Origin of the sequence: Breznakiella homolactica (assembly GCF_016616095.2) — a bacterium.
Taxonomy (GTDB): Bacteria; Spirochaetota; Spirochaetia; order Treponematales; family Breznakiellaceae; genus Breznakiella; species Breznakiella homolactica.
The window spans coordinates 46,070-68,847 of record NZ_CP067089.2; the positions used below are offsets into that span (position 1 = coordinate 46,070).

Sequence of the window (22,778 nt, forward strand, 5' to 3'; positions counted from 1 at the left end):
TACATGGAAATCAGCCACACTCCGGTGATGCTGGAGGAGACGATTCAGTACCTGGCTCCCCGTTCCGCAGGTGAATTGATGGTGGACGCCACCCTGGGGGAAGGCGGCCACAGTTATGCGTTTCTTTCCCGCTTTCCTGAGCTCAGGATTGTGGGTATTGACGCGGATCCGGCGATTCAGGAGATCGCCCGGGAGCGGCTCAGGGAATTCGGGGACCGGATCCATTTTTATTCCGGATGGTCCCACGATTTTTTCGCGGAGCTGCCCAGGAATATCAAGCGGCCGGATACGATCCTCATGGATTTGGGGGTTAGTGTCTACCATTATGAGCAGGGTGAAAGGGGATTTAGTTTCAGGATGGATGAGGAATTGGATATGCGTATCGATACATCCCGGGGGCAGAGCGCCGCCGACCTCATCGCCGTCCTTCCGGAGCGGGAGCTGGCGGACCTTCTGTACCAGAACGCGGAGGAACGGTATTCCCGGCGGATCGCCAAGGCCATTGTTGAGGCCAGGAAATACGGGCGGATCGCCGGTTCCGCGGCGCTGGCGGATATCGTCAGCCGGTCCGTTCCGGCGGCGTACCGGCACGGGCCGATCCATCCGGCGACGAGGACCTTTCAGGCGCTCCGTATCGCCGTAAACGGCGAGCTGCTCAGGCTTCAGGATCTTTTGGAAGCCGCCCTGGGCGCGCTGGAGCCGGGAGGGAGAATGGGGGTGATAACCTTTCATTCTCTGGAAGACAGAATCGTGAAAAATTTCTTCCGGAACAAAAACAAGGACTGTACCTGTCCGCCGGAAGCGCCGATATGTAGATGTGAGGGGCGGAGAATTGTCAATCTCGTGACCCGGAAAGCCCTGGCGCCCTCGGAAGAGGAAGTCCGGAGCAATCCCCCTTCCCGGAGTGCGAAATTCCGGGTGGTAGAAAAGATTTTGGAAGAGGATGTCGTAGCATGAAACGGTACATAGCGCTGTATTTTGCAGTGATTACCATACCCCTGCTGCTCGGTCTCGCGGCCTGGCAGTCGATAGAATATACAAAGGTTGAAAAAGAGCTGGTCCGCCTTGAGGAGGATCAGCGGCAGTGGATTGAAAGCAATAAACGGCTTATCGCGGGGATTGCGGTGCTTTCTTCGTCGGAACGGATTGAACATCTTGCGCGGCACGATTTGGGACTTGTTAAAAAGGAGCCGGAATCGGTGCTGCAGATCAGAATAGAGGGGAGGGGAAACATCGATGGATGATACCATCCTCATGACCCTGGAGGAGCTCGCCGCGGCTTCCGGGGCGGAGATTATTTCCTCATCCCAGTATCCCCCCCGGGGGATAACTTCCGTGTGCATCGATTCCCGGGAGGTCCGTCCCGGAGCCCTTTTTGTTGCCCTCGAGGGGAGTGTCCAGGACGGCCACTCTTTTGCGGCCCAGGCCTTTGAGGCCGGCGCCGCCGCGGCTTTTGTCTGCCGGGACGCGTTGAATTCGTCCCTTTATAAACTCCGTGAGACCGCCGGACGTTTCGGCGCCGTCCTGCTGGCGGTTCCCGATACGCTCAGGGCGCTGCAGGACGCGGCACGGGTTTACCTGGAGAAATTCCCCGGACTCGTGCGGATCGGCATTACCGGTTCCTCCGGAAAAACCACGGTCAAGGAAATCGCCGCGGCCATGGTGGGGACGGAACGGAAAACCGTGATGAACCCGGGAAATCTCAACTCCGAGACCGGCCTGCCTTTGGCGGTTTTTTCCGTCCGGGATTTCCATGAGGTCGGTATTTTTGAAATGGGGATGAACCGTTTCGGTGAAATGGAAGAACTGGCCGCGATTCTTAAACCTCGTATCGCGCTTATCACGAATATCGGGACTGCCCATATCGGAATTCTCGGCACAAAGGATGCCATAGCTAAAGAGAAAAAATCGGTTTTTTCTCAATTTTCCGGAACGGAGACAGCTCTCATTCCCGCGTATGATGAGTATGCCCAGTATCTTGCGGAAGACATAGACGGGAAGGTGGTGTATTTCGGCCCCGGGGAAATGCGGGAATTCCAGGGGGCCACTGATCTTGGTTTGCAAGGCATGGAGATGATTTGGGAGGGGAGCCCCGTCCGCTTCGGCCTTCCGGGACAGTACAATCTGCTGAACGCCCTGGCGGCGGCGGCGATTGCGCGGGAAGTTCCGGTAAGCGCCGAAGCGATCCGGCGGGGTCTTGAATCGGTCAGGCCTTTATTTGGCCGGAGTGAAATAATCTCCGGCCCCGTTACAATAATCCGGGACTGCTACAATGCCAATCCTGAAGCAGTACTCGAAGCGCTTTCCTTCGCGGATTCAGTTCCCTGGAAAGGACGGCGGATATACGTGATCGGCTCCATGCTGGAGCTTGGTGATTATTCGGTTCCGGCCCATGAGAAAATCGGTGAAGCTCTGGCTTCGTCCGGAGCCGACGCGGTGTATTTTTTCGGTGAGGAAACCGGTCCGGCGGTGGAGGCGTTCCGCCGCAGTGCGGTGTCCGGTCAGGCGGAAAAGGCCGCGGTTTTTTATTCCGGTGATATGGATGAACTGTCACGGATGCTCAAAGGATACGTGCGGGAAGGGGATCTTGTGCTTCTGAAAGGATCCCGGGGGACCGCGCTGGAACGTCTGACGGACGTTCTTTCCCTGTCCCCGGCCGAGCAGAAAGGAGCGTGCCCGAGTGTTTCTTGAATTTATTTACCCCCTGGTAAAATACTTCACGCCCCTCAATGTCTTTCAGTACCTGACATTCAGAAGCGCCTATGCGCTGCTGACCAGTCTCCTGATCTGTTTTATCTTTGGCCCCCGGATTATCGAAGGCCTCAGGCGGCTCAAGATCGGGCAGTCCATCAGGGATGACGGTCCGGAAACCCATCTTAAAAAAGGCGGCACCCCGACCATGGGCGGAGTGCTGATAATTATAGCGGTTCTGATGGCGGTGCTGCTCTGGCAGGATCTCGATAATTTTAATGTTTGGCTGACCCTGGGCGCGTTTATCGGGTTCGGGCTCATCGGGTTCGCCGATGATTACCTTAAGGTAACCCGGCATAACTCGGCGGGGATTCCCGCCTGGGCAAAACTCGCCGGCCAGTTTGCGGTTGCCCTGGCGGTAGTCCTGATTCTGTATTTCCGGGGAGAAGAGGGGGTAACGTCCTTATATATACCCTTTTTCAAGAATCCCGTAGTTGACCTGGGCTTCCTCTGGATACCCTTCGCGGTGCTGCTCCTGGTGGGCGAATCGAACGCGGTCAACCTTACCGATGGTCTCGACGGCCTCGCGGCGGGGCTGGTGCTGCTGGTATTTATCACCCTGGCGATCCTGACCTATCTTTCCGGCCGCGCCGATTATTCGGCCTACCTCGGGATTCCCTATATCCCCGGGGCGGGGGAGCTCACCGTTTTCTGCCTGGCCGCCGCCGGCGCGTGTATCGGGTTCCTCTGGTTCAACGCCCATCCCGCGGAAGTGTTTATGGGTGATGTGGGAAGCCTGTCCCTGGGCGGGGTAATCGCCACGGTTTCCCTGATTATTAAAAAGGAAATTCTTATCCTGATCATTGGCGGCGTCTTTGTGCTTGAAGCCGCGTCGGTGATTATCCAGGTCGTGTCATATAAACTTCGGAAGAAGCGGGTTTTCAAGATGGCCCCGCTTCACCATCATTTTGAATTGTCCGGATGGGCGGAAACCAAAGTGGTAATCCGTTTCTGGATTTTGGGAGGGCTCTTTGCCATCATTGCCCTCTCGACCCTTAAGATACAGTAATGATTTATCAGTTTGGAGCAGAACGGACGGGATTGAAAAAATCCGCGGATCACGTTCTCATCGCCAGTATTATTCTCCTCACCGGGCTCGGGCTTGTAACCCTGTATTCCGCGTCCTTCGGCTTTGCGGAACGGTTTTTCGGGGACGGGTTTTACTTTATTTTCAGGCAGGTCGTTTTTGCCGGTATCGGGATGGTGCTGTTCTTCGCCGCTTCCTTTATCAGGCTTGAAACCCTCCGGAAATGGATCAAACCCCTGGTGATCGGCACGGTTATTCTCTGCATACTGACCTTCATTCCCGGCATCGGGGTTACGAAAAACGGCGCGTCCCGGTGGATCCGGCTGGGCTCTTCCACCTACCAGCCGTCGGAGCTGGTCAAGCTGGTACTGCCCCTGTACCTTGCCCATATATTCGATAAAAAGCGGGAACGTCTGGACGAGGTTTCATCGGGGATTATGCCGCCGGCGCTCATAACGCTGCTGTTCTTCTTCCTGATTTACCGGCAGAACAATTTTTCCACCGCCATTTTTATCGCGGTGAATGCCCTGATTCTGTTTTTCCTGGCGGGGGTTAAAATGCGGTACTTCGCCGCCGCCCTGGGAATCCTGATTCCCCTTTCGAGCCTTTTTATCCTTACCAAGGAGCACCGCCTCAGGCGGCTTATCAGTTTTATTTTCCCCGAATGGGAACCCCTGGGCGCGGGATACCAGGTCCGCTCCTCCATTGTGACGATCGCTTCCGGAGGTTTGTGGGGCAAGGGAATCGGCCAGGGAACACGGAAGATAGCCAGTGTGCCGGAGATCCATTCGGACTTTATTTTTTCCGCCTACGCCGAAGAAGCCGGGCTTATCGGTGTTCTTCTTTTTTTCCTGCTCCTGACCTTTTTTGCCGTGCGGGGCTACCGGACGGCGCTGCGGACCGGGGATGTGTTCCGGAGATTGCTAGCCTGCGGACTGGTAACGATCATTGTTTCCCAGGCGCTTCTCAATACCGGAGTGGTGGTGGGCGCCCTGCCCGCGACGGGTATCCCCCTGCCGTTTTTTTCCGCCGGAGGATCGTCCCTGGCGACGACCCTGCTGACCGCGGGCCTAATCGTCAATGTTTCCCGGATGCCCCGGAACGAGGAGCTGCATGATGTCCAGTGATTATATTTACGCGGAAGAACAAGCCGGCGCCGCCGCTCATTCCCGGATGGACAAAATTCTCAAGCGGGTGCTGATTCTGCTGGCGGTAGTCCTGGGGGTGGAATTGGTCTGGCTTTTCGGAATAACCCCCTGCATGCCTTTCTCAAAGATTGAAATCAGCGGAATCCCGGATCTCGACCGGGCCCTGGTGATTGCCCAGGCAGGGATAACCCCCGAGTCGACATTCATCAATATGAATGCGGGAAAGGCCGAACAGGCATTGGAGTCCCTGTACATGGTGGAATCCGCCGTGGTACATAAACGGTTCCCCGATACCCTGCGGATAACACTTACGCCGAGAACCGCCGTTGCCCTGGCCTTTGCCGAGGTAAATGGAAGGCTTACGCCGGTATTCCTTGACCGCCACGGGGTGGTTTTCAAGATCGGCGCCCATGACCGGGAGCTTAAGAATCTCGCTTCGAGCCTTCCGATTATTTCCGGACTGGTTTTCGAAAACCTGAACCTCGGGACACGGCTTCCCGCGCTGTTTAAGGGCTTTCTGGGGGATCTCGAACGGATCAGCCTGAATAATCCCGGGCTGCTGTCGGCGATTTCAGAAATACGGGTGCAGAAAAAACTGTACGACGGGTTTGAACTGGTACTGTATCCTGCCCATACGCCGGTCCGGCTCAGGGTAGGCAATGAGTTGAATGAGGATATGTTACGGTATATGATGCTGGTCATTGATGTTTTTGACCGCCAGGGTGTCGATACGGAAGAAATAGATTTCCGGACGGGAACGGCGGCTTTTAAGGTAAAGGAGGCTTCCTCTGGCTAATGACGGATTAGTTGTCGGCCTGGACATAGGCACGACTAAGGTGTGCGCCGTTATCGGCGAACGCAATGAAAACGGAAACCTCGAAATTACCGGTGTGGGGGTAAGTCCCTCAACGGGCCTCCGGAAAGGGGTGGTGGTCAATATTGAAGCCACCCTGCGTTCGGTCTCCGCGGCGATCGAAGCGGCGGAGATGATGAGCGGCCGGGAAGTCCACAGCTGCTGGACCGGTATCGGCGGAAGCCACATCGACAGCCTCAATTCCCGGGGTGTTGTGGCGGTCACCGGCCGGAACCGGGAAACCCGGGAGATCGGGCCCGAGGATATCGACCGGGTTCTTGAAGCCGCCCGGGCGGTGGTGATCCCCATGGACCGCCAGGTTCTGGAGGTCATACCCCAGAGCTTCATCGTGGACGACCAGAAGGGAATCCGCATGCCCCTGGATATGATCGGTGTGCGCCTGGAAGCGGAGGTTCATATTATTACCTGCTCGGTTACCAGCGCCCAGAACCTTATCAAATGCGTAAACCGGGCGGGATTCCGGGCGAACGGCCTTATTCTGCAGTGCCTCGCGTCGGGACGGTCGGTCCTGACGGAGGAAGAAAAGGAACTGGGGGTCGCCCTGGTGGATCTCGGCGGCGGAACCACGGATATGCTGGTCTATTCCCAGGGGTCGCCCTATTCGACCACCACGGTTCCCGCGGGAGGCGCCCAGGTAACCAGCGATATTTCCATTCTCAAGAATCTTTCCTTTGAAACCGCGGAACGGATAAAGCTGGACGCGGGCTGCTGCTGGGAACCGCTCCTCGAAGGGGATGATGAAATCATCGTGCCCGGGGTTGGCGGACGGCCGCCGCTGCCTATTCCGAAATCCCATATCCTTAAGATTATCCAGCCCCGGATGGAAGAGATCTTCAACATGGTGCGGGATAAACTGGATCAGCTTTCGCTGTCCCGGCCGCTTGGCGGCGGAGTGGTGCTTACCGGCGGCGGTGCCCAGCTTCTGGGCGCCGCGGAACTGGCTTCGCATATTTTCAATATGCCTGTCCGGGTAGGGGTTCCCCTTTCGGTGGGCGGCCTGGTTGAGGAATACCGCAGCCCCGAGTACGCCACTGCGGTGGGACTTATGCTCGAAGGGGCAAGCCGGGAAGAGGTAAAGATGCCCGACCGGACGGGGGAGTCCCGTTCCCGGGAAAAGGGGCAGGCACCGCTCTTCGGGAGACTGGCGGATTGGCTTAAAAAGGAGTTCTTCTGATGGGGCTCATTAATAATAAATACGGTGTTTTGGGAAGCCGTACAATTTTATAAAGGATATTTGTCAATTATTTTGGGGGGGGACATGAATATTGAAATACTGGACGACCGGAACAATGTTCCGAATGCTACAGTAATCAAGGTAATCGGCGCCGGCGGCGGCGGTTCAAACGCGGTAAACCGCATGATCGAATGCGGCGTGCAGAAGGTGCAGTTCATAGCTGCCAACACGGATCTTCAGGCTCTGAATCAGTGCAAAGCTCCGACGAAACTGCCCATCGGTTCAAAACTGACCGCCGGGCTCGGCGCCGGGGGTAAACCTGAGATCGGTGAAAAAGCCGCCATGGAAGACCGGGACATGATCGCCAACGCGCTCAAGGGCGCGGATATGGTGTTTGTTACCGCCGGTATGGGCGGCGGCACCGGCACGGGTTCCGCGCCGGTGATCGCCCAGGTCGCCCGGGAGACCGGCGCCCTGACGGTCGGGGTGGTGACCAAGCCCTTTGCCTTTGAAGGCCGCTATAAAATGCGCCTCGCGGAAGAGGGAATCGCGAAAATGCGGGAAGCCGTGGATACCCTGATTATCATTCCCAATGAACACCTGCTGCAGATTGTGGAAGACCGGACGCCTATTAAGGAAGCCTTCCTTGTGGCGGACGACGTGCTCCGCCAGGGGGTTCAGGGAATTTCCGATCTTATTACCGTACCCGGGCTTATCAATATCGATTTCGCGGATGTACGGACCACCATGCACGGCCAGGGTGACGCCCTGATGGGTATCGGTATTGCCTCCGGAAATAACCGGGCGGAAGAAGCCGCCAACCGGGCGATAAAGAACCCGCTCCTGGAAGGCGCCTCCATGGCCGGGTCAAAACACATCCTGGTTAATGTCACCGGCGGAGATGATCTTTCCCTTAAAGAAGTAGCCCAGATTGTGGATGTGGTTACCGACAATGTGGATCCCGACGCGCTCATCATTACCGGAACCGCCCTGGATACGGGGATGGCGGACAAAGTCCACGTTACCGTTATCGCCACGGGATTCCGGAGTGAAAATATTACCGTCGTACCGGCGGGCGGAGCCGGAGATGAAGTCCGGAGCGGTGATGCTGACTACATCCGGTACGATGAATGGAAACAGTTTACCGAACGGTCTTCCCGGCGCCCCGCGGAATTTCTTTCCCACCGGAATTACCGGGAGGAGGACCTGGATGTTCCCACGGTAATCCGCGATCCCAAGTACAGTGTGGAACGGAACGGCGAAGAAAAAGCCGGCGCGGAGTCAAAGGACGCGTAAGCACCATGACCGGACAGCTTCTTCTGGAACAGTACCATTCACGCCTCATCGCGCTGGAACGCAGGGCCCCCCTTACGGCGGAAACCTACGAAACCGAAATACGGTGTTTCCTTGAATGGCTGGACGAAGAGGAGCTCCGGGTGGAATCCGTCGATTCCCTCGGATTGAGCCGGTACCTGGAAGTCCGGAGAATCCGGGACGGCATAGATTCCCGGTCGGTGGCCAAAGCAGTATCCGCCCTGAGGTCATTCTTTAGATATGCCATGGATGAACGGATCCGGGAGGATAATCCCGCGGTAATTCTGGAAACCCCCAAACGGAGCCTCCATCTTCCCGCGGTTCTTTCCCAGGATTCGGTGGAAAAAATATTTGATTCCGTGGATACTTCCACCCCCCGGGGACTCAGGGACCGGGCCATGTTTGAGCTGATTTACTCCGCCGGTCTCAGGGTTTCCGAGGTTGTTTCTTTGAACATGGAGGACCTCTACCTTTCCGAGCGGATCGCCAGGGTCCGCGGCAAAGGCAGCAAGGAACGGCTGGTTCCCTTCGGGGATGAAGCCGCCCGGTGGCTCCTGGATTATCTGCAGAACGCCCGGCCGTCCCTCGCCAAGGCACGCCGGAGTCCGGCTCTTTTTATCGGAAGAACCGGCAAGCGGCTGTCCCGGAAAGGGATCTGGAAGAATTACGCCGAAGCCTGCGGTCTGGCCGGAACAGGTTCGAAGCTCCATACCCTCAGGCACAGCTACGCCACGGAACTGCTTGCCGGCGGGGCGGATCTCCGGTCGGTACAGGAATTATTGGGCCACGCGGATCTGGGTACCACCCAGATTTATACCCATGTGGATGTTTCCCTGCTCAGGGAAAACCACCGGCGGTATATGCCGAAACTGCGGGAATATACGGAATGAAAAAAAAGATAGGTAAAGAACCATTTATTGTCCTCCTGGTGTTTGTTATAATAGGTGTGGCCATCGGCGGAGTGTACATCTACCGGAAAAACTCCGCCAGGAATGCCCTGGCTGCCAGAATCGCCGAGCTGAGCCCCGGCGGCGCGCCCCCCGAGACCATTGAAGAACTCCGGGAAGCCATCGATTTATATGAGCAGATGATTGAGCAGCATGTACGGGATGCCGCCCAGACCGGAATATACTGGAAAATCCTGGCCACCCGGCTCCAGGACCGGGGCCTCCACAACGAAGCCCTGGAAGCGCTGGAACGGACGATTTACTACTACCCCGAAGACCCGACCCCCCATTATTTAACGGGTCTTTCCGCGGGGGTGGTGGCAAAATCGGTCCATGATTTCGGCGTTACCGGGGAAAATACCCTGCGTCAGCGGTATTACCGGCTTTCGGAAGAGTCTTATCTCCGGGCCATAGAGCTGGACGGCCGGTACGCCCGGCCAATGTACGGACTTGCTGTTTTATACGTTTACGAGCTCGATCGGCCGGAGGATGCCATCCCGTATCTTCACCGGTATCTGGAGCTGAGAACCAGGGATACCGACGCCATGTTTATCCTTGCCACGGCGTATTATTTAACCGGCGAATTCGAACCGGCCCTGGAACAGTATGACCGTATACTGGCTGTCACCAATGATGCCGCCCGCAGGGACGCTGCGGAGAGAAATAAACAGGAAATACTGGATCTGCTGTATGGATTATAGGGGTTTGCTGGATTTCATCATTATCCGAATCCCCGGTCTTTCTCCCCGGGACAGGCTCAGGTTATGCAAAACCCTTGACCGGGAGGACGAAATATCCGTACTTTCAATAAAGGATATTGAAAAAATAACCGGGAAAAGCCTTTCCCGGTATCCGTTTGTTATGGATGATATCCGTTCCCAGGCGGAACGGGACTGCAGAAACGCCCGTCTGCGGGGAATAGAAACCGTTTCCTACCGGGATTCCCGGTACCCTCCGCTGCTCCGGGAAACCAGCGATCCTCCGGTGGTGCTTTTTTACCGGGGTTCCCTCCCTGACCAGGAAAAACCCCTGGTCGGTATAGTCGGTACCCGGCGGCCTACCGGACCGGGAGCGTCCCAGGCGTATGATTTCGCGCGGTCCCTGGGAAGAGCGGGGATTTCGGTTGTTTCCGGTCTGGCCCTGGGTATTGACGCCATGGCTCACCGGGGCAGTATCGACGCCGGAGTTCCGGGCATCGCGGTGCTGGGATCCGGCGCTGATGAAATATATCCCGCGGCGAACCGTATTCTCGCGGTACGGCTGGTGGAAAACGGCGGAGCCCTGGTGAGCGAGTATCCTCCGGGGACCCCGGCAAATAAATGGCAGTTTCCCGCAAGGAACAGGATAATCGCGGGCCTCTGCCGGGGAACTATTATCGTAGAGGCGCCGGAAAATTCCGGTGCTCTCATAACCGCGCAGTTCGCCCTTGACCAGAACCGGGACCTCTGGGTCGGTTCGGCGGGGGTTGCGTCGCCTCTGGGCGGCGGCACCGGGGCGCTGCGGGAACAGGGTGCTCCCGTTCTCGATTCCGTGGATCCGATTCTTTCCGACTGGAATATCAGGTACGATACGGCGGATCACGGACAGGGCGGCGGATCTTTCCTGGGAGAATCCTTGGCCCGGACCCTAAACATTGTATTACAACGGCAGGAGTGAATATGGCTGTGAAGACAGGCAAAAAAAGCAAAGAAAAAAAGACCTTGGTGATCGTGGAATCCCCCGCCAAGGCAAAAACCATAGAAAAGTACCTCGGCCCTTCGTATACCGTGAAGGCTTCCATGGGGCATCTTATTGATCTTCCCAAATCGAGGATCGCCATAGATGTGGACCATAACTTTGAGCCCGAATATATAACCGTCCGGGGCAGGGCCAAGCTTCTCAAGGAACTTCAGGGGGACGCTAAAAAATCCGAAGAAGTGCTCCTGGCAAGTGATAATGACCGTGAAGGTGAGGCCATTGCCTACCATCTTAAAAATGCCATCCACGCGAAGACCGACAAAGTACCCATAAAACGTATCGCCTTCAATGAGATAACCCCGGTGGCGATTAAGGAAGCGGTGGCCCATCCTACGGATATTGACGAAGCCAAGGTGAATGCCCAGAAAGCCCGCCGTGTCCTCGACCGGCTCGTGGGGTACAACCTGTCGCCGCTGCTCTGGAAGAAAGTCAAAAACGGTCTGTCCGCCGGCCGGGTTCAGTCGGTGGCCCTCAGGCTTATCTGTGAGCGCGAAAAGGAAGTGGAATCCTTTATTCCCGAGGAATACTGGACCCTGGAAGCGGATTTTAAAGTCGGCAAGACGACCTTTACCGCCCAGCTTGTAAGCTGGAAAGGAAGCAAGCCGGAACTGAAAAATGAGGCGGAAGTACAGGCCATCATTGATCAGCTCACGGGACTGGAAGCCGCAGTAACGGATATCCGGGAAACTGAAAAAACCGTCCGGCCGAAACCGCCCTTTACCACAAGCCAGCTTCAGCAGACCGCCGCAAACCGTCTGGGCTTTACCAGCAAAAAAACCATGCAGATTGCCCAGCAGCTGTATGAAGGTGTCAATATCGGAAGTTCCCGGATCGGTCTCATTACCTATATGCGTACCGATTCGGTTCGTATTTCCCAGGCCGCCCTGGAAGAGGTCCGTACCTGGCTCGGAGAAAAGTATCCCAAGGAACTGCCGGAAAAAGCGGTGGAATATTCCGTGGGGAAAAAAGCCCAGGATGCCCACGAGGCCATCAGGCCGACCTATACAGCGTACATGCCGGATGACGTAAAGGAACATCTTACCAAAGATCAGTTCAAGCTGTATTCAATCATCTGGGAGCGGTTCGTATCGAGCCAGATGAACGCAGCAAAAACAAAAACCATCAGCATCGATATCACCGCCGGGGACGCTGTCTTCAGAATTTCCGGCTCGAAGATAATTGAGAAAGGTTTTTATAAGGTAATCAAACTGCTCAACACAAAAGAGGAAAAAGGCACGGTTCTCCCCAACCTCTCCAAGGGTGATTCCGTTACGGTGGACAAACTTCACCCGGAGCAGCATTTTACCCAGGGCCCGGCGCGGTACACCGACGCTTCCATCGTCAAGACGCTTGAGGAAAAAGGTATCGGCCGTCCGTCAACCTACGCGCCGATTATTTCCGTACTCCTCGACCGGTATTACGTAACCCGTTCCAACAAACAGCTTGTGCCTACCATGCTGGGGCGGATGATCTGCGATATGCTGGTGGAATATTTCCCCCATGTGGTGGATGCCGGTTTTACCGCTTCCATGGAAAACCAGCTCGATGAGGTTGAAGAAAACCGCATCGCCTGGCCGGAGATGATCCGTGATTTTTACTTTCCCTTCAAGGAACGGGTCGATGAAGTCACGAAAACCCTGGAATCCTTTAAAGGATCCCTGGATGAAGAAACTGATTATGTATGCGAGAAATGCGGCCGCAAGATGATTAAAAAACTCGGCCGTTTCGGGTTTTTTCTGGCCTGTTCGGGATTCCCGGAATGCCGGAACACCCGGTCCATTCCCCTGGCAAAATGCCCGAGGCCGGGATGCGGCGGGGACATTGTCGCCCGGAAAACAAAAGGCAGGGGCAAGGAATTCTACGGCTGCACCAATTATCCCGACTGTGATTTCATAAGTCATTTTAAACCCATTGCCCAGGACTGCCCGAAATGCGGCCAGTTTATGGTTGAAAAATACGACAAGAAAAACGGCTCCCATAAGGCCTGTATCAACCCCGACTGTGACTACCTGCACAGCCCGGACGAAGAGGAAACGTAATATGCCGGACAGGATCACCGATTACCTGGAGTATCTCCGGTCTGTCCGGGGCGTTTCCGAACGGACCCTTCAGGCATACGGAAAGGATTTAGCCCATTTTTCCTCCTACTGTGAAAACCGCGGAATTTACCCGGAAACCGCCACCCCCCACGAAGTGCGGGGATTTATCGCGGACCTGAGTTCCGAAGGCGCCGCCGCGGTCAGCGTCAACAGGGCTCTGTCATCCATCCGGGGATTCTACCGCTGGCTCGTCCGGTTCGGCGTCCGCGAGGATGATCCCACGGGGGCTCTTAAAAACCTTAAGACCCCCAAGACCCTGCCGGCCTTCCTCTGGGAAGGGGAAATGGCCCAGTTTTCTGAACTCCCCGATACGGCGGGTATCCTGTGGCCGCTCCGGGATAAGGCGCTGATACTGGCGATGTATTCCGCGGGGCTCCGTATATCGGAGCTCGCCTCCCTTAAACTGCCGGACCTTTCACCGGATCTGAGCGGGGGCCGGGTTATAGGAAAAGGTGACAAGGAACGGTACGTGTTTTTCTCCGACGAAGGCCGGGAAGCTTTAGCCGCGTACCTTCCCGCCCGGTCCGCCACGATCAAGGCGGAACAGCCTACGGACGCGCTGTTTATCAACCGCAAGGGCGGGGCGCTTTCGATTCCCGGTATACGGTGGATCATCGGCAAATACGCCGAACGGTCGGGGCTCCAGAAAAATGTGCATCCCCACGCGCTCCGGCACAGCTTCGCCACCCATCTCGTTAATTCCGGCTGTGATGTCCGGGTGGTGCAGGAACTTCTGGGGCACGCGAGCCTGTCCACAACCCAGCGCTACGCACATGTCGATATGGAACACCTTAAGCAGGTGTATGCAAAAGCCCATCCGCATGCCCTGCGGAAGAAAAACTGAGATAAAGGAATGGTAGAATATGGCTGCTGAAAAAAGCAATAAAATACGGAGCACCACGGTTATTGTGGTCAGAAAGGACGGAAAAGTCGCCATGGCCGGGGACGGACAGGTGACCATGGGCGAAACGGTGATGAAGAACAACGCCAGGAAAGTACGGCGGCTTCTGGACGGCAAAGTCCTCTGCGGATTTGCCGGGGCGACCGCCGACGCGTTTACCCTCTTTGACCGGTTCGAGGAAAAGCTCAAGGAATATTCCGGTGATCTGGCGCGGTCCGCCGTTGAGCTTGCCAAGGAATGGCGCACCGAACGCGCCCTCAGGCGGCTCGAAGCCCTCCTGCTGGTGGCGGACATACACAAAACGTTCCTTATTTCAGGAACCGGCGATGTGATAGAACCCGCTGAGGACGCTCTTGCCATCGGCTCCGGAGGCAACTACGCCTATTCCGCCGCACTGGCGTACCTTGACGGAAGCAGCCTTTCCGCGGCGGAAATAGCGGAACGGAGCCTCAAAATCGCCGGAAATATCTGTATCTATACAAACGGAGAAATAACTCTGGAGGAATTGCAATAACCATGGACAAGAAAAATCTGGACCGGCTTACCCCGAGAGAAATCGTCACGGAGCTGGACAAATATATTGTGGGCCAGAAAAAGGCAAAGCGGGCTGTCGCGGTGGCCCTCAGAAACCGCATCCGCAGGCTTAAACTCGATCCCGAAACCCGGGAAGATATCGCGCCGAAAAATATTCTCATGATCGGTCCCACGGGGGTCGGAAAAACCGAAATAGCCCGGCGGCTCGCGAAGCTGGCGGGATCGCCTTTTATCAAGGTTGAGGCTACCAAATATACCGAAGTAGGGTATGTGGGCCGGGATGTTGAATCCATGATCCGGGACCTCATGGCCGCGGGTGTCCAGATGGTTAAGCAGGAAATGCAGGAATCGGTTACAGCGGAAGCGGAGAAACAGGTGGAGGAAGCCCTCCTGGACCTGCTGCTTCCCGGAACCGGGAAAAAGCAGAAGGAAAACCGGCAGCCCTCCCAGCCTACCATACGCCCGGTGGGAACTTTTTCAATTAACCCCAATAACAACGGCGGCACCGGTCCGGCGTTTATGGGAGCGGCCATTCAGGTGGGTGTTCCCGCGGGCAGCCAGGGAGCACAGCAGGATACACCGGAAGAGCCCCCGCAGCTGACCCAGGACGGGCCATCCGAAAAACAGGAAGATACATCCACCAGGGAAAAATTCCGGACCATGCTCAGGGAAGGAAAACTTGAAGACCGGACCGTGGAAGTAACGGTCACCCAGAGCCCCCAGATTCCCGCCATGGATATGATGGGCGGCAATATGGAAGATCTGGAGTCCAGCCTTTCGGGTATTGCGGGCTTTTTCGGCGGCGGCAAAAAGAAGAAGGTCGTCACCGTCAAGCGCGCCCGGGAAATTCTGCTTAATGAAGAATCGGAAAAACTCATCGACCGGGACCGGGTCAGCGACGAAGCCCGCCAAAGGGTCGAGGAAACCGGTATTGTTTTCATTGATGAAATCGACAAAATCGCTGTCCGGGGGGAACGGGGCGGCGGCCACGACGTATCCCGGGAAGGGGTACAGCGTGATATTCTTCCTATTATAGAAGGCGCCACCGTAACTACCAAATGGGGGCCCGTGGATACGAGCCACATCCTTTTTATCGGGGCGGGAGCGTTTAATGTAAGCAAACCGTCGGACCTGATTCCCGAACTCCAGGGGCGGTTTCCCCTCAGGGTGGAACTGGAATCCCTGGGCAGGGAGGAATTTCTCCGCATCCTTACGGAACCGAAGAATGCCCTCACCAAACAGTACAAGGATCTTCTGGCTACGGAAAATGTGGAGATTGAATTTACCCAGGAGGCAATTGAACGCCTGGCAATACTGGCGGCGGATGTCAATTCCCGGCTGGAAAATATCGGCGCCCGGCGGCTCCATACCATAATGGAGGCGCTTCTGGAGGAACTTTCCTTTGAAGCGCCGGATATCGCTCCGACAAAGGTGCCGATTACCGAAGACTACGTTAACGAACGGCTCAATGATCTCGTGGTGGATCAGGATTTAGGCAGATATATTCTCTAAACCGGAGAAGATAATCTGCCGATTATTGAAAGGTAGGAAGGAGTTCCTTTCAATAAACAGCAATAGGAGGATGGGATTTGAACATTCAGAATAACTTCAGCAAAACCATAGACATTACACACCGCGCTATGGATGCGAGCCTCATCCGCCGAGATGTAATCGCCAATAACATGGCCAATGCGCAGGTCCCCAACTTCAAGCGGTCGGACCTCAATTTTGAAAGTGAACTCAAACGCGCTCTGGATTCGGAAAAACAGAAACCGGCTTTGGAGCTGACTCTGACGGATTCAAAGCATATCCCCAACTGGAGGGCCAGGAATTACCAGGATGTCCAACCCCGGCGGGTCCTGGATTATACGTCCACCTATAATAACAACGGCAACAATGTCGATCCGGAACAGGAAGTCATGCTGGCCCTGGAAAACCAGCTTATGTATACACTGCTGGCCCAGGCCCAGAGTTTTGAATTTAACCAGATCAGCATGGTCCTGCGGTAAGGGAATAAGGTATGGGTATTTTTAGTTCTATCAGCATAGCAGGATCGGGAATGAGCGCCGAACGGTTCCGTTCGGATGTGATTGCCGACAATATAGCCAATGCCAATACAACCAGGACCACCGAAGGCGGCCCTTTCCGGCGGAGCCGGGTTATCATGCGGCCCCGGGTGGAAGAACCCTACTGGCGGAGTCCCTTTCTTCCGGATGTGCTGGACAACGGAGTCGGCCAGGGCGTACGCGCCGTGGGGGTAGAGAAGGATAATACGCCGCCCCGGCTCATATACGATCCCACCCATCCGGATGCCATACAGAGCGGCCCCCGTGAGGGATACGTCGAAATGCCCAATGTGGATATCGTAACGGAAATGGTGGACCTCATCGCCGCATCCCGGGCGTATGAGGCAAACGCTTCCATCGTAGACGGGTCAAAGGCCATGTTCCAGCGGGCGCTGGAAATCGGTGCGGGGAGGTAATAGGTGACCATCTACAAGCCCGAACTGGTAAGTGGCGATAAGGTTCCCATGGCGGTCACCCATCCTAAGCATTTTGTTCCCGGCGACCGGCATTTTATTTCTACCGGCGCGGCGATATCCGAACTGGGAAACAAAATCGGGGCCGAATCGGTTGTCCGGGCGGGGTCCTTTGAGGATACCATGCTGAAGGCTTTGGATAAGGTGAGCGCCTACCAGCAGGCGCCGAGCAATATGATGCAGATGGCCATCACCGACCCCGGTTCGGTGGATGTTCATGATATAACAATCGCGCAGGCGAAGGCTAATCTTTCGCTTAATATAACCAGAACCGTTCTTGACAGAATAGTACGGGGATGGAAAGACCTGATAAATACCCGGTGACCGAGTAGGTCCGGGTAAGTCCGGACCTTTCCGATACCGTTGAACGTTCTTCTGGGGAGGGGAATATGAACGAGTGGATTAAAAAGTTTTTAGCTCAGATCAAAGCACTGTGGGGAAAATGGTCCCTGGCGCAGCGGCTGATTCTTATCGGCATTGCCCTGGCCGCCGTGGTCGGTGTGGCTGCGCTTGTCATGGTTTCTTCTGCTCCGAGCATGGTTCCCGTTATTGACGCTCCCATCCGGGACGAAGACGCCCGGGACCGCATCATCACCCGCATCAACCAGGAAGGGATAAAAACTTCCGTGTCATCCACCGGGACCATAATGGTTCCGGATGAAAAAACCGCCCGGCGTATGCGTTCCATCCTTATCCGCGAAGATCTTATTCCCACAGGCACGGACCCCTGGGCTATCTTTGACCGGGAACGCTGGAGCATCACCGACTTTGAGCGGAACGTTAACCTCCAGCGGGCCATTACCCAGATGGTTACCGACCACATCAAAGCCCTGGACGATGTGGATGACGCCAATGTTACCATTGTTATGCCCGAGCGGGAACTCTTTACCGCGGACCAGAATCCCGTGACCGCCAGCGTCATCATAATTCCCCGGCCGGGAAGTGATATAACCGAAAACCGCAAGAAAGTTGAGGGCATCCAGAAGATACTCAAATTCGCGGTGGAAGGCCTCCGGGATGATAATATCGTTATTACCGACCAGCGCGGTATGGTGCTCAATGACTTTACCGGTATGGCGGCCATGGACCGCCTCAACCTCATTGAGCGGGAACAGAAAATAACCCAGCAGCTCGAGGCCAAGTACCGGGCGATCATTCTTTCCTCCCTCCAGGGAACCTACACCAACGACCGCGTGCGGGACCTCAATATCAAGATCGATATGGATATGTCCAAAAAAGCGATCAGCACCAGTGAGTTCTACCCCATAACCATCAAGGAACGGACTCCCGGGCTGCCCTATGACGATTCGGAGCTGGTCCAATCCATCACCCGGTCCCGGTCGACATCCAGTACCGCCTGGGAAGGGACAGGCTTTATGCCCGAAGGCCCCGCCGGGGTGGAAGGCCAGACCCCGCCGGCTTTTAAGGATATGCAGAACCTCTTCGGCAGTGTTTCCCAGGAGACACTTACCCACAATGAGGAAATAAACAGCCGGTCCATCGAAGAAGAAAAGAGCCCCAGCATTGACCGGGTAACCATATCGGTAAACGTTGACGGCCAGTGGAAGTGGAAATACAACGAAAAGGGAGATCCCGTGGTTCTTCCCGACGGTTCCATTGAGCGGGAATACATACCGGTTCCCAATGACGACCTCCGGAAAATACAGGGACTCATCCAGGATGCCATCGGGTATGATCAGGCCCGGGGAGATTCGGTGACGGTCCACAATATCGCCTTTGACCGGACGGGCCAGTTCGCCGCGGAAGACGCCGCGTTCTTCAGGCAGAAGCAGGTACAGACCACGGTCATGTTCTTCCTGTCCGGTCTCGCCATACTTCTGGTAAGCTTCATCATTTTCAGGCTTATCTCCAGAGAACTGGAACGGCGGCGGCGGCTGAGGGAAGAAGAACTGTCCCGGCAGCACCAGATGATGCGGGAAAGCGCCCTCCGGCAGGCGGAAGAAGAAGGGGTGGAAGTTTCCATGTCCGTGGAAGAGCGGAAGCGTATGGAACTCCAGGAAAACGCGATCAACCTGGCCAAGGAACATCCCGAGGATGTGGCCCAGCTGATCCGAACCTGGCTTTTGGAGGAATAGGGTATGGCAAAAACTGCAAGCCCTGCCGCCTCATCTCCGGGTGCAGCTGCCGGGGGCGGCAAAAAAGTAAAAGGCTCAAAAGATTTTACCGGACGGCAGAAAGCCGCCATTTTCCTGGTCAGCATCGGTTCGGAAATTTCCGCGGAAATTTTCAAGTACCTCAGGGAAGATGAAATCGAGACCCTGACCTTTGAAATAGCCCGGCTCGAAACCATTGAGCCGGCTCAGAAGGATGCGGTCCTCATGGAGTTCCAGGAACTCATGATGGCCAACGAGTTCATCTCCACCGGCGGTATCGACTATGCCCGGGAACTGCTGGAAAAATCCCTGGGAAGCCAGAAAGCTATCGACATAATCAACCGCCTGACCTCCAGCCTCCAGGTCAGACCCTTTGATTTTATCCGGCGGACCGACCCGGCCCACCTGCTCAACTTTATTCAGCAGGAACATCCCCAGACCATTGCGCTTATTCTGGCTTACCTTGAGCCTAATAAGTCTTCGATCATTCTGCAGAGCCTTCCCCACGAAGTGCAGAGTGACGTCGCGCGGCGGATAGCCACCATGGACCGGACCAGTCCGGAAGTTCTCCGCGAGGTGGAACGGGTTCTGGAAAAGAAACTTTCCACCCTGTCCAGTGAGGACTATACCGCGGCCGGCGGCGTTGAGAGCATCGTTGAAATTCTCAACCTCGTTGACCGTTCTTCGGAGAAACAGATTATCGAAGCCCTGGAAGATGAGGACCCGGAACTTGCCGAGGAAATCAAGAAACGGATGTTCGTGTTCGAGGATATCGTTATGCTCGACGACCGGGCGATCCAGAAGGTCATGCGGGAAGTCGATTCCCAGGAACTGGCCAAGGCCCTCAAATCGGTGGATACCGAAGTTCAGGATAAAATCTTCCGGAATATGTCCAAACGCGCAGCGGGCATGCTCAAGGAAGATATGGAATACATGGGACCGATCCGGCTTAAGGACGTTGAGGAAGCTCAGCAGAAGATCGTATCCATCATCCGGCATCTTGAGGATACCGGTGAAATCGTTGTGGCCCGGTCCGGTGAGGATGAATTGGTCGTTTGATATAAAACCCGAAGGGTTTATGTCCCAGAGTTTATATTGCAAGGCAATATAAACTCCGCTGTTTTGAGATGAAGTGATGTTTAAAATGAGGTAGAGATGGCAAAGGCGGTATTCAGACCCGGCGAAGTCGTTATCAGCGACAAAAAAGTTTTCCTCGATCCCCCCCAGGCCTATCCCGACGCGGTTAATCTCGTTCATGTCCCTCAGGAAATTGAAGAACTGGAGGACGCCGAAGAGTATACGGGGCCTACGGCGGATGACCTCCGCCGCGAAGCTGAAGCTTTTAAGACCCAGTGGGACCAGGAACGGGAAGGGATGATCAGCGCCGCCAAAGCCGAAGCGGAGGCCATCAAGAAAGAAGCTGAGGAAGCCGCCTTCCAGGAGGTAAAACGCCGTACCGATCAGGCTCAGTCCATGCGCCGCGAAGCCGAGGATGAGGCGGAACGCATTATTGCCGAAGCAAAACAGAAAGCACAGGACATCGAAGCGGATGCCCGTTCCGCCTTTGACGAGGATAAACGGCTTGCCGAAAACGAAGGCCGTTCCGCGGGCCGGGAAGAAGGGTTTAACGAAGGCAAAGCCGAAGCGGAGCGCCTCATTGAACGGACCCAGACTATCCTCGAACGCGCCCAGGATAAGCGGGCGGAAATTCTCGCCGAGACGGAACAGCAGATTATCGATCTTGTACTTCTCATTTCACGGAAGGTCATTAAAGTAATTTCGGAGAACCAGCGGAATGTGGTAATTTCCAATGTCGTCCAGGCGCTCCGGAAGGTAAAGGGCCGGGGCAACATCATCATCCGGGTCAATATGACGGATGTAAAACTGACCACGGAACACATGAAGGATTTCGTAAAACTGGTGGAAGGCGCAAAGTCTATTCAAATAATAGAAGATTCCAAGGTTGACCGGGGCGGATGTATCATCGAAACCGAATTCGGGGAAATTGATGCCCGCATTGCCAGCCAGCTTTCCGAGCTGGAAACCAAAATTCTCGAACTGTCTCCCATAAAGGCAAAGGCAAGAACGGCCCCCATTGACGAAGGATGATTTCATTGCCGGGAGGGGCGGTGAACCATGGAAAACAAAACCATACTTGATAAGTATCTCGAAACTGCCGAACAGGTAGATCCGATCAAATGCACCGGAAGGATTATTAAAGTCCAGGGGCTGCTTATTGAAAGCCGCGGACCCCAGGCCATAATCGGGGAAGTCTGCCGCATCGATATTCCGAAGGAAAAAACAATTATCCAGGCCGAGGTAGTCGGCCTCCGGGACGATATTGTCCAGCTCATGGCCTTTGAGGACACCGCGGGCATCGAGGTGGGAAACCTGGTGGTCGCGTCCGGTGAACGGCTGTCGGTTCCTGTTTCAGGAAAACTGCTCGGCCGGGTTCTGGATTCCCTGGGACGGCCGACGGACGGGAAAGGCGATATTGAATCCTCCGTGTCCTATCCCGCGGTCGCCGACGCTCCGAACCCGCTGACCCGGAGAAGAATAACCCAGTGGATTTCCACGGGCGTCCGGGCAATCGACGGCCTTCTGTCCGCCGGACGCGGCCAGCGTCTCGGTATTTTCTCCGGGTCCGGGGTCGGCAAGTCAACTCTTCTGGGTATGATCGCCCGGAATACCAACGCCGATGTTAACGTGGTTGCCCTGATCGGCGAACGGGGCCGGGAAGTCAACGACTTTATCGAAAACGACCTCGGCCCGGAAGGTCTCGCCCGTTCGGTTCTTATTGTATCGCCCTCCAACGCGCCGCCTCTGGCGCGCCTGAGAGGCGCGTACGTCGCTACGGCGGTGGCGGAATATTTCCGTGACCAGGGACTCGATGTAATGCTGCTGTTTGATTCCGTCACCCGCTTCGCCAGAGCGCAGCGGGAGATAGGGCTTGCCACCGGTGAACCGCCGGCAACCCGCGGGTATACCCCCAGCGTTTTTGATTCCATGCCGAAACTGCTGGAACGCTGCGGTACTTCGGATAAGGGAACAATCACCGGCTTCTACACAATCCTTGTTGACGGCGATGATATGGATGAACCCATAGCCGATACTGTCCGGGGAATCCTCGACGGCCATATAATCCTTTCCCGCCGTATTGCCCAGCGCTACCATTATCCGGCCATAGATGTATTAGCCAGTATATCCCGGCTGGCATCGGTAATAACCGGTCCGGTAACGAAAAAAGTTGCGGGTTATATCCGGAGACTCATGGCGGTTTACGCCGAATCCGAAGACATGATAGATGTGGGTGCGTACCATCCCGGAAGCAACCCGGCTATTGACGAAGCCATAGCTAAGAAAAAACCCATCGATGATTTTCTTATCCAGGGAATTGATGAAAAATCGAGTATCCCGGAAACACTTGCCGCCATGGCGGCTATTGCGGAAATGGAAATTCCCCCTGAGGAACTGGGGATTTACCAGCCCTCAGAAAGCGCGGCGGAAAAGGGAAATCCGGAAGTAGAAAACGGTTCCTCCGGGGAACAGGATTTCCCGGGGCAAAACACAAGTACCGGCGGTTCCGGTATACCGGAATCCCATAGGGAATAGGAGAAAC

General features: G+C 55.6%; 22 protein-coding genes. All 22 read left to right on the top strand.

The features are described from left to right. Nucleotides 1-3: 3 nt before the first annotated feature. A complete protein-coding gene (gene rsmH / locus JFL75_RS00235) occupies nucleotides 4-957 on the top strand; it encodes a 16S rRNA (cytosine(1402)-N(4))-methyltransferase RsmH (protein WP_215624702.1) in 954 nt (317 codons plus the stop codon). Then, nucleotides 954-1,244: a septum formation initiator family protein gene (locus tag JFL75_RS00240; protein ID WP_215624703.1), complete on the top strand. Its 291-nt coding sequence runs from the start codon at nucleotides 954-956 to the stop codon at nucleotides 1,242-1,244. The genes rsmH and JFL75_RS00240 overlap by 4 nt, the downstream gene beginning before the upstream one ends. Then, nucleotides 1,237-2,691 carry a UDP-N-acetylmuramoyl-tripeptide--D-alanyl-D-alanine ligase gene (locus JFL75_RS00245; RefSeq protein ID WP_215624704.1) on the top strand — a complete coding sequence of 485 codons (1,455 nt, stop codon included), beginning with the start codon at nucleotides 1,237-1,239 and terminating at the stop codon, nucleotides 2,689-2,691. The genes JFL75_RS00240 and JFL75_RS00245 overlap by 8 nt, the downstream gene beginning before the upstream one ends. Continuing rightward, nucleotides 2,681-3,760 (top strand): phospho-N-acetylmuramoyl-pentapeptide-transferase, encoded by a 1,080-nt coding sequence (gene mraY, locus JFL75_RS00250; RefSeq protein WP_215624705.1) that lies wholly within the window; start codon nucleotides 2,681-2,683, stop codon nucleotides 3,758-3,760. Before JFL75_RS00245 ends, mraY begins: the two co-directional genes overlap by 11 nt. Continuing rightward, nucleotides 3,760-4,905: a putative lipid II flippase FtsW gene (ftsW, locus tag JFL75_RS00255; RefSeq protein ID WP_215624706.1), complete on the top strand. Its 1,146-nt coding sequence runs from the start codon at nucleotides 3,760-3,762 to the stop codon at nucleotides 4,903-4,905. Before mraY ends, ftsW begins: the two co-directional genes overlap by 1 nt. Then, complete coding sequence (locus tag JFL75_RS00260) at nucleotides 4,892-5,722, top strand: cell division protein FtsQ/DivIB (protein ID WP_215624707.1); 831 nt, start codon at nucleotides 4,892-4,894, stop codon at nucleotides 5,720-5,722. The genes ftsW and JFL75_RS00260 overlap by 14 nt, the downstream gene beginning before the upstream one ends. Then, on the top strand, nucleotides 5,715-6,974 hold the full coding sequence (ftsA, locus tag JFL75_RS00265) for a cell division protein FtsA (protein ID WP_215628678.1): 1,260 nt from the start codon (nucleotides 5,715-5,717) through the stop codon (nucleotides 6,972-6,974). Before JFL75_RS00260 ends, ftsA begins: the two co-directional genes overlap by 8 nt. A gap of 84 nt (nucleotides 6,975-7,058) precedes the next feature. Next, the gene (gene ftsZ, locus JFL75_RS00270; protein ID WP_215624708.1) at nucleotides 7,059-8,270 is read left to right on the top strand and encodes a cell division protein FtsZ; all 1,212 of its coding nucleotides are present in this window, start codon (nucleotides 7,059-7,061) and stop codon (nucleotides 8,268-8,270) included. A gap of 5 nt (nucleotides 8,271-8,275) precedes the next feature. Beyond that, the gene (locus JFL75_RS00275; protein WP_215624709.1) at nucleotides 8,276-9,178 is read left to right on the top strand and encodes a tyrosine recombinase; all 903 of its coding nucleotides are present in this window, start codon (nucleotides 8,276-8,278) and stop codon (nucleotides 9,176-9,178) included. Beyond that, nucleotides 9,175-9,936, top strand: a complete 762-nt coding sequence (locus JFL75_RS00280; RefSeq protein ID WP_215624710.1) for a tetratricopeptide repeat protein — start codon at nucleotides 9,175-9,177, stop codon at nucleotides 9,934-9,936. Before JFL75_RS00275 ends, JFL75_RS00280 begins: the two co-directional genes overlap by 4 nt. Next, a complete protein-coding gene (dprA, locus tag JFL75_RS00285; RefSeq protein ID WP_215624711.1) occupies nucleotides 9,926-10,891 on the top strand; it encodes a DNA-processing protein DprA in 966 nt (321 codons plus the stop codon). Before JFL75_RS00280 ends, dprA begins: the two co-directional genes overlap by 11 nt. A 2-nt stretch (nucleotides 10,892-10,893) precedes the next feature. Continuing rightward, the gene (topA, locus tag JFL75_RS00290; RefSeq protein ID WP_215624712.1) at nucleotides 10,894-13,011 is read left to right on the top strand and encodes a type I DNA topoisomerase; all 2,118 of its coding nucleotides are present in this window, start codon (nucleotides 10,894-10,896) and stop codon (nucleotides 13,009-13,011) included. A gap of 1 nt (nucleotide 13,012) precedes the next feature. Next, complete coding sequence (locus JFL75_RS00295; RefSeq protein ID WP_215624713.1) at nucleotides 13,013-13,915, top strand: tyrosine recombinase XerC; 903 nt, start codon at nucleotides 13,013-13,015, stop codon at nucleotides 13,913-13,915. A 19-nt stretch (nucleotides 13,916-13,934) separates the two neighbouring features. Next, nucleotides 13,935-14,486 (top strand): ATP-dependent protease subunit HslV, encoded by a 552-nt coding sequence (gene hslV / locus JFL75_RS00300; RefSeq protein ID WP_215624714.1) that lies wholly within the window; start codon nucleotides 13,935-13,937, stop codon nucleotides 14,484-14,486. A 2-nt stretch (nucleotides 14,487-14,488) separates the two neighbouring features. Beyond that, complete coding sequence (gene hslU / locus JFL75_RS00305; protein ID WP_215624715.1) at nucleotides 14,489-16,018, top strand: ATP-dependent protease ATPase subunit HslU; 1,530 nt, start codon at nucleotides 14,489-14,491, stop codon at nucleotides 16,016-16,018. Between the two features lie 77 nt (nucleotides 16,019-16,095). Next, nucleotides 16,096-16,515 carry a flagellar basal body rod protein FlgB gene (gene flgB / locus JFL75_RS00310; RefSeq protein ID WP_215624716.1) on the top strand — a complete coding sequence of 140 codons (420 nt, stop codon included), beginning with the start codon at nucleotides 16,096-16,098 and terminating at the stop codon, nucleotides 16,513-16,515. Nucleotides 16,516-16,526: 11 nt separating this feature from the next. After that, nucleotides 16,527-16,988 carry a flagellar basal body rod protein FlgC gene (gene flgC, locus JFL75_RS00315; RefSeq protein WP_215624717.1) on the top strand — a complete coding sequence of 154 codons (462 nt, stop codon included), beginning with the start codon at nucleotides 16,527-16,529 and terminating at the stop codon, nucleotides 16,986-16,988. Nucleotides 16,989-16,991: 3 nt separating this feature from the next. Next, nucleotides 16,992-17,369, top strand: coding sequence for a flagellar hook-basal body complex protein FliE (fliE, locus tag JFL75_RS00320; protein ID WP_215624718.1), 378 nt, complete (start codon nucleotides 16,992-16,994; stop codon nucleotides 17,367-17,369). A gap of 65 nt (nucleotides 17,370-17,434) precedes the next feature. Next, entirely contained in the window at nucleotides 17,435-19,141 is a 1,707-nt protein-coding gene (gene fliF, locus JFL75_RS00325; protein WP_215624719.1) for a flagellar basal-body MS-ring/collar protein FliF, read from the top strand. A gap of 3 nt (nucleotides 19,142-19,144) precedes the next feature. Then, a complete protein-coding gene (gene fliG / locus JFL75_RS00330; RefSeq protein WP_215624720.1) occupies nucleotides 19,145-20,218 on the top strand; it encodes a flagellar motor switch protein FliG in 1,074 nt (357 codons plus the stop codon). A 96-nt stretch (nucleotides 20,219-20,314) separates the two neighbouring features. Continuing rightward, nucleotides 20,315-21,268 carry a flagellar assembly protein FliH gene (gene fliH, locus JFL75_RS00335; RefSeq protein WP_215624721.1) on the top strand — a complete coding sequence of 318 codons (954 nt, stop codon included), beginning with the start codon at nucleotides 20,315-20,317 and terminating at the stop codon, nucleotides 21,266-21,268. 27 nt (nucleotides 21,269-21,295) lie between these two features. After that, entirely contained in the window at nucleotides 21,296-22,771 is a 1,476-nt protein-coding gene (locus JFL75_RS00340) for a FliI/YscN family ATPase (protein ID WP_215624722.1), read from the top strand. Nucleotides 22,772-22,778: the final 7 nt, after the last annotated feature.

What these genes read in the sequence shown, in the direction of transcription:
- rsmH (WP_215624702.1), top strand. Translation starts at nt 4, where the DNA reads ATGGAAATCAGCCACACTCCGGTGATGCTGGAGGAGACGATTCAGTAC.
- JFL75_RS00240 (WP_215624703.1), top strand. Translation starts at nt 954, where the DNA reads ATGAAACGGTACATAGCGCTGTATTTTGCAGTGATTACCATACCCCTG.
- JFL75_RS00245 (WP_215624704.1), top strand. Translation starts at nt 1,237, where the DNA reads ATGGATGATACCATCCTCATGACCCTGGAGGAGCTCGCCGCGGCTTCC.
- ftsW (WP_215624706.1), top strand. Translation starts at nt 3,760, where the DNA reads ATGATTTATCAGTTTGGAGCAGAACGGACGGGATTGAAAAAATCCGCG.
- JFL75_RS00260 (WP_215624707.1), top strand. Translation starts at nt 4,892, where the DNA reads ATGATGTCCAGTGATTATATTTACGCGGAAGAACAAGCCGGCGCCGCC.
- ftsZ (WP_215624708.1), top strand. Translation starts at nt 7,059, where the DNA reads ATGAATATTGAAATACTGGACGACCGGAACAATGTTCCGAATGCTACA.
- JFL75_RS00275 (WP_215624709.1), top strand. Translation starts at nt 8,276, where the DNA reads ATGACCGGACAGCTTCTTCTGGAACAGTACCATTCACGCCTCATCGCG.
- JFL75_RS00280 (WP_215624710.1), top strand. Translation starts at nt 9,175, where the DNA reads ATGAAAAAAAAGATAGGTAAAGAACCATTTATTGTCCTCCTGGTGTTT.
- dprA (WP_215624711.1), top strand. Translation starts at nt 9,926, where the DNA reads ATGGATTATAGGGGTTTGCTGGATTTCATCATTATCCGAATCCCCGGT.
- topA (WP_215624712.1), top strand. Translation starts at nt 10,894, where the DNA reads ATGGCTGTGAAGACAGGCAAAAAAAGCAAAGAAAAAAAGACCTTGGTG.
- JFL75_RS00295 (WP_215624713.1), top strand. Translation starts at nt 13,013, where the DNA reads ATGCCGGACAGGATCACCGATTACCTGGAGTATCTCCGGTCTGTCCGG.
- hslV (WP_215624714.1), top strand. Translation starts at nt 13,935, where the DNA reads ATGGCTGCTGAAAAAAGCAATAAAATACGGAGCACCACGGTTATTGTG.
- hslU (WP_215624715.1), top strand. Translation starts at nt 14,489, where the DNA reads ATGGACAAGAAAAATCTGGACCGGCTTACCCCGAGAGAAATCGTCACG.
- flgC (WP_215624717.1), top strand. Translation starts at nt 16,527, where the DNA reads ATGGGTATTTTTAGTTCTATCAGCATAGCAGGATCGGGAATGAGCGCC.
- fliF (WP_215624719.1), top strand. Translation starts at nt 17,435, where the DNA reads ATGAACGAGTGGATTAAAAAGTTTTTAGCTCAGATCAAAGCACTGTGG.
- fliG (WP_215624720.1), top strand. Translation starts at nt 19,145, where the DNA reads ATGGCAAAAACTGCAAGCCCTGCCGCCTCATCTCCGGGTGCAGCTGCC.
- fliH (WP_215624721.1), top strand. Translation starts at nt 20,315, where the DNA reads ATGGCAAAGGCGGTATTCAGACCCGGCGAAGTCGTTATCAGCGACAAA.
- JFL75_RS00340 (WP_215624722.1), top strand. Translation starts at nt 21,296, where the DNA reads ATGGAAAACAAAACCATACTTGATAAGTATCTCGAAACTGCCGAACAG.